Annotated in this window: 9 protein-coding genes; 4 read left to right on the top strand and 5 right to left on the bottom strand. The window is 27.9% G+C overall.

What is annotated here, in order from left to right; translation table 11 throughout:
- Positions 1-164: 164 nt before the first annotated feature.
- Both LJD34_RS14850 and LJD34_RS14845 read right to left on the bottom strand, forming a co-directional pair.
- A complete protein-coding gene (locus LJD34_RS14850) occupies positions 165-368 on the bottom strand; it encodes a hypothetical protein (protein ID WP_175302104.1) in 204 nt (67 codons plus the stop codon).
- A 63-nt stretch (positions 369-431) separates the two neighbouring features.
- Positions 432-2,831, bottom strand: a complete 2,400-nt coding sequence (locus LJD34_RS14845; RefSeq protein ID WP_227360262.1) for a VWA domain-containing protein — start codon at positions 2,829-2,831, stop codon at positions 432-434.
- Between the two features lie 163 nt (positions 2,832-2,994).
- Between LJD34_RS14845 and LJD34_RS14840 the strand changes: the two genes are divergently transcribed.
- A complete protein-coding gene (locus LJD34_RS14840; protein ID WP_199588535.1) occupies positions 2,995-3,711 on the top strand; it encodes a LytR/AlgR family response regulator transcription factor in 717 nt (238 codons plus the stop codon).
- A 3-nt stretch (positions 3,712-3,714) separates the two neighbouring features.
- A complete protein-coding gene (locus LJD34_RS14835) occupies positions 3,715-4,974 on the top strand; it encodes a sensor histidine kinase (protein ID WP_227360261.1) in 1,260 nt (419 codons plus the stop codon).
- A 13-nt stretch (positions 4,975-4,987) separates the two neighbouring features.
- Here the strand turns inward: LJD34_RS14835 and LJD34_RS14830 are convergent, their stop codons facing one another.
- The 3 genes from LJD34_RS14830 to ychF form a co-directional block, all read right to left on the bottom strand.
- Positions 4,988-6,502, bottom strand: a complete 1,515-nt coding sequence (locus LJD34_RS14830; RefSeq protein WP_227360260.1) for an LCP family protein — start codon at positions 6,500-6,502, stop codon at positions 4,988-4,990.
- Between the two features lie 96 nt (positions 6,503-6,598).
- On the bottom strand, positions 6,599-7,354 hold the full coding sequence (gene srtB / locus LJD34_RS14825; RefSeq protein ID WP_052011008.1) for a class B sortase: 756 nt from the start codon (positions 7,352-7,354) through the stop codon (positions 6,599-6,601).
- Positions 7,354-8,454 carry a redox-regulated ATPase YchF gene (ychF, locus tag LJD34_RS14820; RefSeq protein WP_022002578.1) on the bottom strand — a complete coding sequence of 367 codons (1,101 nt, stop codon included), beginning with the start codon at positions 8,452-8,454 and terminating at the stop codon, positions 7,354-7,356. Before ychF ends, srtB begins: the two co-directional genes overlap by 1 nt.
- A gap of 120 nt (positions 8,455-8,574) precedes the next feature.
- On the opposite strand from ychF, the gene LJD34_RS14815 reads away from it, so the two are divergent.
- Together LJD34_RS14815 and LJD34_RS14810 are read left to right on the top strand one after the other, a co-directional pair.
- Positions 8,575-8,799, top strand: a complete 225-nt coding sequence (locus tag LJD34_RS14815) for a Smr/MutS family protein (protein ID WP_032090959.1) — start codon at positions 8,575-8,577, stop codon at positions 8,797-8,799.
- Positions 8,799-9,269, top strand: a complete 471-nt coding sequence (locus LJD34_RS14810; protein ID WP_032090960.1) for a phosphatase PAP2 family protein — start codon at positions 8,799-8,801, stop codon at positions 9,267-9,269. The genes LJD34_RS14815 and LJD34_RS14810 overlap by 1 nt, the downstream gene beginning before the upstream one ends.
- Positions 9,270-9,356: the final 87 nt, after the last annotated feature.

Raw genomic sequence — 9,356 nt, 5'->3', positions numbered from 1 at the left:
ATGAACACTGAATGATTATTAGTATCAAGTTCCATAGCAATATCCTTTCTAAAATTAAGTACGACTGAACGTCTTTTATACTTATAATGTATCACAGCTGCACGTCTAAAACAACATCTATTATAAAAACTATAAAAGGAGCTAGATCCCTCTCTACGCTTCTCTTAGAGGAAGGGGATTGCGCTCCTATTTTTGTTCAATAACAAACCATTTTCATTTAAATAATGATTTAATACCTTCTTTGCTTGTAATTCTCCTTCTTTCCCTGCAATTCTTTTTTGATCTTCATCATCTTCATCACTTGATAAACTTAAAAATAAAAATATGAATAATATAATTACAAAAAAGATAATCACTATTATCTGCATTATGTATCACCTCTTATCCATTATAACAAAAAGAGAAGAACCAAGTCTTCTCTCTTTTACTTTCTAACGAACATATTTTTTCATTACAATAATGTAAATTCCTAATAAGCTTATACCTAGTAAAGCCATTGGCACAATACTATTTGTATTATCTTCTGTTGTTACAGCTTTTTTACTTTCTACTTTTGTTTCTTTTTTAGAAGCTGTTTCTTCTTTCTTTGTTTCAGTTTTCACATTTTCTAACTTAGCAATCTTTTCTGTTTCTAACACTTCTTTACGTACTGTACATTCTTTATGTTTTGATCCTTCTTTAGCTACTGTTGGTTGTTGATCAATGATCCAATCACTTGATATATGTTCTCCTTTAGAATCCTTATCTTCATAATATTTATTGATTGTTTTTGATGTTTTTCCACATCTTGAACATACATACCAATATGTATCGTGTTCCTTACAATTAGTTGCTTTTTCTCTTAAAAATTGTGGATTCTTAACTTCTATATAAGCATGTCCTAAATGAGTACCTGTTGCTGCAAATGCTTCTGTACCTTTTGCTCCACAAATACAACTCTTATAATATCTAGCAGGTGTCATACAAGTAGCTGGAGTCGCTAAATATTCACTACTTTCAACTTCTTGATCATACACATGATTTCCTACTTCTGCAGATTCATAATACTTATCTTGTGCATTTTCATCATCTTTAGCACTAGCATCACATCTTGAACATACATACCAATATGCATCATGTTCTTGACAGTTACTTCCTTGAGATTTTAAGTATTTTTCATCTTTTATTTGTTTTGTATATTCATGTCCTAATTTTGTATCTTTATCTTCAAATGTTTCTGTAGTACTTACTTGACCACAAGTACAGCTTTTATAATAGATAGCATTTGTTGTACATGTTGCTTTGTCTTTTAAAGTACTTACTCCATTGACTTCTTTTAATTTTTGATCAAAAGTATGTTCTTCCCAAACTGCTTTAATTTCCTTATTTTGATCATCTTTAGTAAATACTCTTGGATCTCCTACTTTATAAATAGTACTGTCTACTTGCCAGCCTTTAAAATGTTTTCCATTTGGAGCAACATATTCACATTTTGGGAAAGTAAATTCTTTATCTAATTCAATAGCTGGATTAGTCATTGTTCCTGTTCCACCATTAGAATTGTATTTGATTTTTAATTGGAATACTAATGCACCAATTGCATCATTGATGGCTTTTGCCATTGCATCTACTTCATCTTGTTGTGTTATATTTTTACCAGTTACAACTGCATTAATAGCTTTTTCTACTTCTGTAAAATCTTTATAGTTATCTTTGTTAAGATTATTTGCTTTTTCAATTGCCTCAGTTACTTTTGTATAATCGGCATCTTTATATTCTAAGTGATCAATTGCTTCATTAATAGCCTTAGCATAACCATTAACAACCTCTTGTTCAGTAATATCTTTATCACGATTGACTGCGTTAATAGCATCCTCTACCCTTGAAAAATCTTTATAATTATCTTTATTAAGTGAATTTGCTCTTTTAATAGCTGCATCTACATCTGTATAATCTGCACCAGCATATGTCATACTTAATAATTTAGCTATAACACTATCAAATATTGCTGTAGCCTCATTTGAGCTTTTAGCTCCCATATAATAAGCACTATTTTCTGCTCTAGTTCCTAAGTTTTTATAACTTTGGGCATCTGAGTAATTACTAGAAACGCCATGCATATAAGCATTAAACTTTTCTGCATCTGACCAACTACCACTTCCTACATGTCCAGTAATAGATGGATCAGTTAAAGAAAACATTCCAAATGTATAAACTTCTGCATCTTTTTTTATTTCCTCTGATGCTGTAATAGCTTTATTAGCGACATCATCATCAAAATTATTCAAAGTCGTTGGCTGACCATCCGTTACAAAAAAAACAATTCTTTTGGCATCTTTTCTACTTTCATCATTTTTACTTTGATTAATTTGTTTTAATGCTAATTCCATTGCAAAATCTGAACGTGTTGCCCCTGCAGGACTAATGCTATTTACAACATCTTCTAACTTTGCTTTATTGTCATTTGTGGCAGTAAAGAAATCATTCATAATTTGCGTATAATTATATCTATATCTATTTTCAGTATAGGTATCATTCCCTACTTTATCTGATTTATCTCCAGCAAATTTAATAATCGAAATTCTACTTTGATATTTTTCATCACTCTGTTTTGAATTATTTTTAGCAAAGCCCTCAATAAATTGATTAATTGAATCTTTTAAAATTGCAATCCTTTTAGTACTATCAGTTGAAGTTATAGGATCTTCCATACTCCCTGAAACATCTAAAACCAAGACAATATCAAGTGGTATATTATTCTTTTGATTAGCCGCAAATACATTGACTGGCATTTGTGCAAAGAACATCATTAATGTCAGTATACATGCTATCACTTTCTTATATATTTTCATTTTCCCTATCCCCTTTCTTTGAATATTATTCATTTCCTCCTATGCTTTTATTTTACTTTTTTTAATTGTTATTTTTTATAATTGGCGCGAAATGTCGTTTTTAGGGTGTGAAATGTATATAAGAAGTGTTTTTATTTTGATAAAATAGTATTAGGTGATGTATATGAATATAGCAATATGTGATGATGATCTTTTATATATGAATCAAGTTAAAGAAATGATAGAAAAATGGGGAAAGGAACATCATGAAGATGTTTCTATTTATCTTTTTAATCATGGGGATGCTTTAATTAATAGTTATCAAAAAAGTCATATCGAAGTTATCTTATTAGATATTATGATGCCTTTATTAAATGGTATGGAAACAGCTCATGAAATTAGAAAAAATGATTCTGTCGTTAAAATTATTTTTTTAACCTCTTCTCCTGAATTTGCCTTAGAATCTTATGATGTTAAAGCAAGTGGATATCTTTTAAAACCTACAACTTATGAAAAACTATGCTCTCTTTTAAATGATTGTAAACAAGCATTTCATTATGAACCTGAATCTATTATTGTTAAAACAGATAAAGGATATCGTAAAATTTATTATCATTTGATTGAATGTGTTGAAGCACAAAATAAAAAAGTTTTATTTTGTTTAAATGATGGTGAATGTCTAGAAGTTTTAGATACTTTTGTTCATTGTAGTAATGAATTAACTACAAATGATGCATTTTATAAATGTCATCGAAGTTACTTAGTTCATATGCCTGCTATTGATCATTTTAATTCTATAGAAATTGAAACAAAAACACACAAGAAAGTTCCCATCGCAAGAAGTTATGCTAAATCTTTTAAAGAAGCTTATTTTGAATATATGTTTAAAGAAGGTGATTAACATATGATTTATACTATTTTAGAATCTATTCGTTATACTTTAACTTTATTATTCGGTATCTTTGTTTCTGCACTATTTCTAGATATTAGAATCAATAAAAAGAATGTCATTTGTCTTTTTCTATTCTTTTATATTGATTTAGTATTACAAGGTATTTTCTATTTTACTAAAGATTTATCGGCTGTTATTTCTTTATATCCTTTTATTACCCATTTACCACTTTTATTATTTTTTGTTTTAATTTTCAAAAAACGATTATTTCCAAGTTTAATTGCTATAACAAGTGCTTATTTATGTTGTCAAATAAGTAACTGGACAACAATCTTTGTTTCCTCTTTTATTAAGAATATAGATAATATAACCTATTCTTTAACACTCATTATTTCTTTTGTTTTCATTATTAAATTTGTTTATTTACCTATTTCTCAATTATTAAAAAAACAATCACGTGAACTTATTTCTTTTGGTATCATTCCAATTTTCTATTATATATTTGATTATCTTTCTACCGTTTATACAAAGCTTCTTTATATTGGGAATAAAACAACTGTAGAATTTACACCATTTCTTTTATGTATCTGTTATTTTGTATTCTGTACCGTTTATTTTAAACAATATGAAGAAAAGCAAAAAATAGAAACGACCAATAAGCTTATTTATATGAAACAAGCACAATCAAAAAAAGAAATGAAACTGATGGAAGAAAATGAAAAAAAGATTATTTTAATGAGACATGATATGCGTCATTTTTTAAACAATATACTAAACGATCTTGAAAATAATCAAAATGAACATGCTATCGAATATATTCATACTTTATTTGATGCCATCGATCAAACTGTAAGAAAGAAATATTGTTTAAATGATACTGTTAATATGATTATGACATCTTATGAAAATAGAATGAAAGATAAAAATATTGATTTTCATTATCATTTAGATATTCCTCAACAATTGTCTATTAGTGATATCGATTTAACTTCTATTCTATCTAATGGTTTAGAAAATGCTTTTAAAGCTGTTATGTTATTAGAAAATGAACGTTTTATAGAATTAAATATGCAAGAAAAATGTGGTAAGCTACTTATTTCTATTGAAAATAATTACTTAAATGAACCTATTTTTATAGATGGTATTCCTATATCTAAAGAAAAAGGTCATGGCTTTGGAACTCAAAGTATTGCTTATACAGTTGAAAAGCTCCATGGAAATTGTCAATTTTCTACTCATCAACACCATTTTAAATTAAGAGTTGTCATTTAAAAAGGATTACAGGTTAAGCACCTTGTAATCCTTTTACATCTTGATCAGTAATTCTTTTACCATCTTCAATTTTATTAATAACATTAATAATACCGTTCAAAGATTTTTTATTAGGTTTCATTGTATAACATTTTTTACCCTTCATAGAATATGTTTTATATGAAATTTCTGGATCTCCCGTAAGTTGAACATTGTACATTTTCCATTTAGACATATCATCTAATTGCGTTTGAACAAGTGATTTTATATCTTCAGATGACATATTAGTTTCAAAACATCCTTCTACTGCTTGTAAAATATTTGAATAGTTTGTAATGATTTTAGGAGAAACAGCTTTATTGATCATGGCTTTAAGTAATCTTTGTTGGTTTCTTCCTCGATCAAAATCACCACTTGGTAAAGCATATCTTTCTCTTACAAAACATAAAGCTTTATCTCCATCCATTTGATTAATTCCTTTATTAATATGATAGTGACCATGTAATGTTGTAAATTCATAAGGTGAATCAATTGTTACTCCACCTAAGGCATCAATGATATTAGTAATTCCACTAAAGTTTGTCTTAGCATAATAATTCACTTTTAAATCCAAGAAATCTTCTATAGAAGAAATTGTCTCGTTAATACCATACATAGCTGAATGCGTTAATTTATCCATTTTTCCATTTTTATGCAAGGTAATTTGTGTATCTCTAGGAATAGATACAATTAATATTTGTTTTTGAATTGGGGAAACACAGACAGCAAGATTAACATCAGCTCTTGAAATTGCTGAAACTGTCCCATAAGTATCTATTCCTGTCATATAAACAATAAATGGATTTTTAGTCACATTTGTTTCTTGTGTCACAGAATTTAATTTTTCTTGAATTTCTACTTTATATAAACTCTTTAGATTTTCATCAATGCCTTCATGATTTGCTTCTAATAAAGCCATATAAGCATTATCAGCAACAATAACATCAATGTCTCCATCCATGATAGCATCTCCTAATAAAGAATAATCTTTATAATCTTTTGTTTGAAAATCTTTATTTGCTTTATTTTCTATTTTAGCAATTGCTGATGTAATATTCTTTGAGCCTTTTTCACTAGCAATTCCAATTTCTGTATTACCTTTTACATCACTTAAACTTTTAATAGCACTCTCTTTTTTTACATACATACAAATAACTCTTGTTTGTGTAAAAGAACCTGTAATATTAGATAAAAAATTATTTCCTTTAAAAGCCATTACCGAAACAAATCCTAAAGCAATGCTAAGTATTAAAGATAATAGCTTTCCAAAAATCAATCTAGCATATTTATTTTCTCGCTTTTTCTTTTTAATACCTGATTTAATAAGCAATGAACTTAACATCCATAACAAAAAAATAATACCACATAAAATCAAATAATATTTCATTGGTAACATCTTTAATATATAAATACATCCTAAAAAAATGATAGAAACGATAAATTGTATTAATAATAAAATACGTCTAGAAAACAACTTAGACATAAAACTTCTTTTCTTTTTTTTAACCATTAAAACACCCTCTTAACATGCAAATATTTTAGCACATCAGACATACTTATTCAATTCAAGCTCATTTACAATTAACAACAAAAAAACTAGATTTCTCTAGTTTTCCATTTTTTCTTTTACAGGATCAATCCCTTTTCTTTGTAAAATCGCATGTACTACATTTCTTTTACCACTTTCACTTCCTGCAGAAGTACAAGTAGATAAAGTAATTACCGATTGTACTTGAGATTGATCAAAATCTACTTTAATAGAAGATGTCTTTACCATTTCTTGTACAAATGAAGCTGTATCAACAATTTGTGTACTATATAAAACACTTGATTCTGAAATAATATGTCCTACTACCACTTTATATTGACTTACTGTACCATCAGGTAAATAAATATAAACATAAGGATGTTCATCCGCAAAGCTTTGATCCGTATAGGATTTAATATTATTAAACATTGAACCATTTTTCATATTATGACCATAAATAACAGTATTAAAATCATTAAATGGATCTTCATTTTCACTTGCGATAAAAATACTACCTGCACTTAATTCATTATGATCTATATCACTATGAATATAAGTGTCATTCGTTTCACCTTGTAAAACAGGATAATTCACATTTGTATTTGGAATTTGAATCCACGCTTTCACATCTTTATTTCTTTGTAAAAGCTCATCCCAATTAATTTGTAAATAGCTTTCCTTTTCTTCTTTTTCTTCCGTATAAGTTTTAGCTAATTCTCCATAATCATCATCTATTTTTTTATAATTCAAATAAATATTAATTAAATTATATGCTGAGTAACAAAATACACAAACACAGACAGTTAATAAGATATATCTAATTGCTTTTTTCATTATACATTAAATTTAAACAACATGATGTCTCCATCTTGACCTACATATTGTTTACCTTCTTGTCTAATTTTTCCAGCTTCTTTTAAAGCATGTTCACTACCATATTTCACTAAATCATCAAAACTATATGTTTCTGCTTTAATAAAACCTCTTTGGAAATCACTATGAATGATACCCGCCATTTCTGGAGCTGTCATTCCTTCTTTAAATGTCCATGCTCTTACTTCTTGTACTCCAGCTGTAAAATATGTTCTAAGACCTAATAAGCTATAAGCTTCTTTAATTAATTTATCAAGACCACTTTCTTCAATACCTAAATCTTGCATAAACATAGCTTTTTCTTCTTTATCCATTCCTACTAATTCAGCTTCAATTTTTGCACAAATAGGAACAACGTCGCTACCTTCTTCTTTCGCAAATTCTAAAACTTGAACATAATATGGATTTTGCATTGGATCTTCTAAATCTTCTTCACCTAAGTTAGCTACATAGATTAATGGTTTCATTGTAAGTAAAGTATATTGTTTGACAATTAACATTTCTTCTTTATCAAATTCAATACTTCTTGCTGGTTTATTTGCTTCTAATGTTGGTTTTAATTTTTCTAAAACACTCATTTCAGCTTTAGCTTCTTTATCACCTGATTTAGCTTTCTTTTCTAAACGTCCAATACGTTTTTCAACTGTTTCTAAATCAGCCATGATCAATTCTAAATTAATTGTTTCAATATCTCTAATAGGATCTACATCACCATCAACATGTGTTACATCCTTATCTCTAAAACATCTTACAACCTCACAAATTGCATCCGTTTCTCTGATATTTCCTAAAAATTTATTACCTAATCCTTCTCCTCTACTTGCACCTCTTACAAGACCTGCAATATCCGTAAATTCAAAAGTTGTTGGAACTGTCTTTTTAGGTTCAATCATTTCTGTTAATTTATCTAAACGATAGTCTGGTACTTCTACGACACCTACATTTGGATCAATTGTCGCAAACGGATAGTTTGCTGCTTCTACTTGCGCATTTGTAATTGCGTTAAATAATGTTGACTTACCAACATTTGGTAATCCTACAATACCTGCTGTTAATGCCATCTTTTTCACTCCTCTTTTTTTACCTCTTTATTGTAATGAAAAATACCCATAAAAGCAATATTTTCGTTTTGTCATTTTTTTTCATTTAAATTTATTTTATAATAGCAAAGAGGTGATTGGATGTTATCAACAATAGATTTGCACGGATGTAGTCAAAGTGAAGCTAAAGTAAAACTAGATCATTTTTTAAAAGGAACTTCAATTCTTGTTAAAGAAGTGACAATTGTTCATGGATATTCTTCTTCTATTCTTTTAAATTATGTTAGAAAAAAATATTCACATCCAAGAATTGAAAGAAAAATACTGACACTTAATAAAGGAGAAACAGTCTTTATCTTAAAATAATGGAAAAATTTTATCAAAACAATCTCAATTACATCCGTCAACATCATTTAGACAAAATATGCGTTGTAATAGCTAAAATAACCCCTTATCTTACAGCCGCACTTTATGCTTTAACACTTCTCATATTATTTATTAATCATTCATCAAAGCTATTATTGACAATCATTAAACCATTAAGTTCTTTTTTGATTGTAACACTTATTAGAAAACTCTATAATCGTCCACGTCCTTGTATGACATTTAATATTGAACCACTTGTAGGTCATAAAACAGGAGAATCTTTTCCTAGTCGTCATACAGTAAGTGCTTTTGCGATTGCATTTGCCTTATTGAATATTAACATTCATTTAGGAATCATTGCTTTAATTATTGCATGTATTGTAGGGCTATCAAGAATCATTTGTGCTGTTCATTTTATAAGTGATGTTCTTTGTGGTTTTTTAATTGCATTGAGCATTTATTTGATATAACGAAATTTTTATTTCGTTATTTTTTTTTTACTTTTTTTTAAAAAATAAAAAGAAAAAGATCAAAAAATTGTCTATATAATAATAGGA

The sequence above is a fragment of the Faecalibacillus sp. MSK20_93 genome, from assembly GCF_020589945.1.
In the GTDB taxonomy this organism is placed as follows: Bacteria; Bacillota_I; Bacilli_A; order Erysipelotrichales; family Coprobacillaceae; genus Faecalibacillus; species Faecalibacillus intestinalis.
This window is presented reverse-complemented; position numbering and strand designations above follow the sequence as displayed.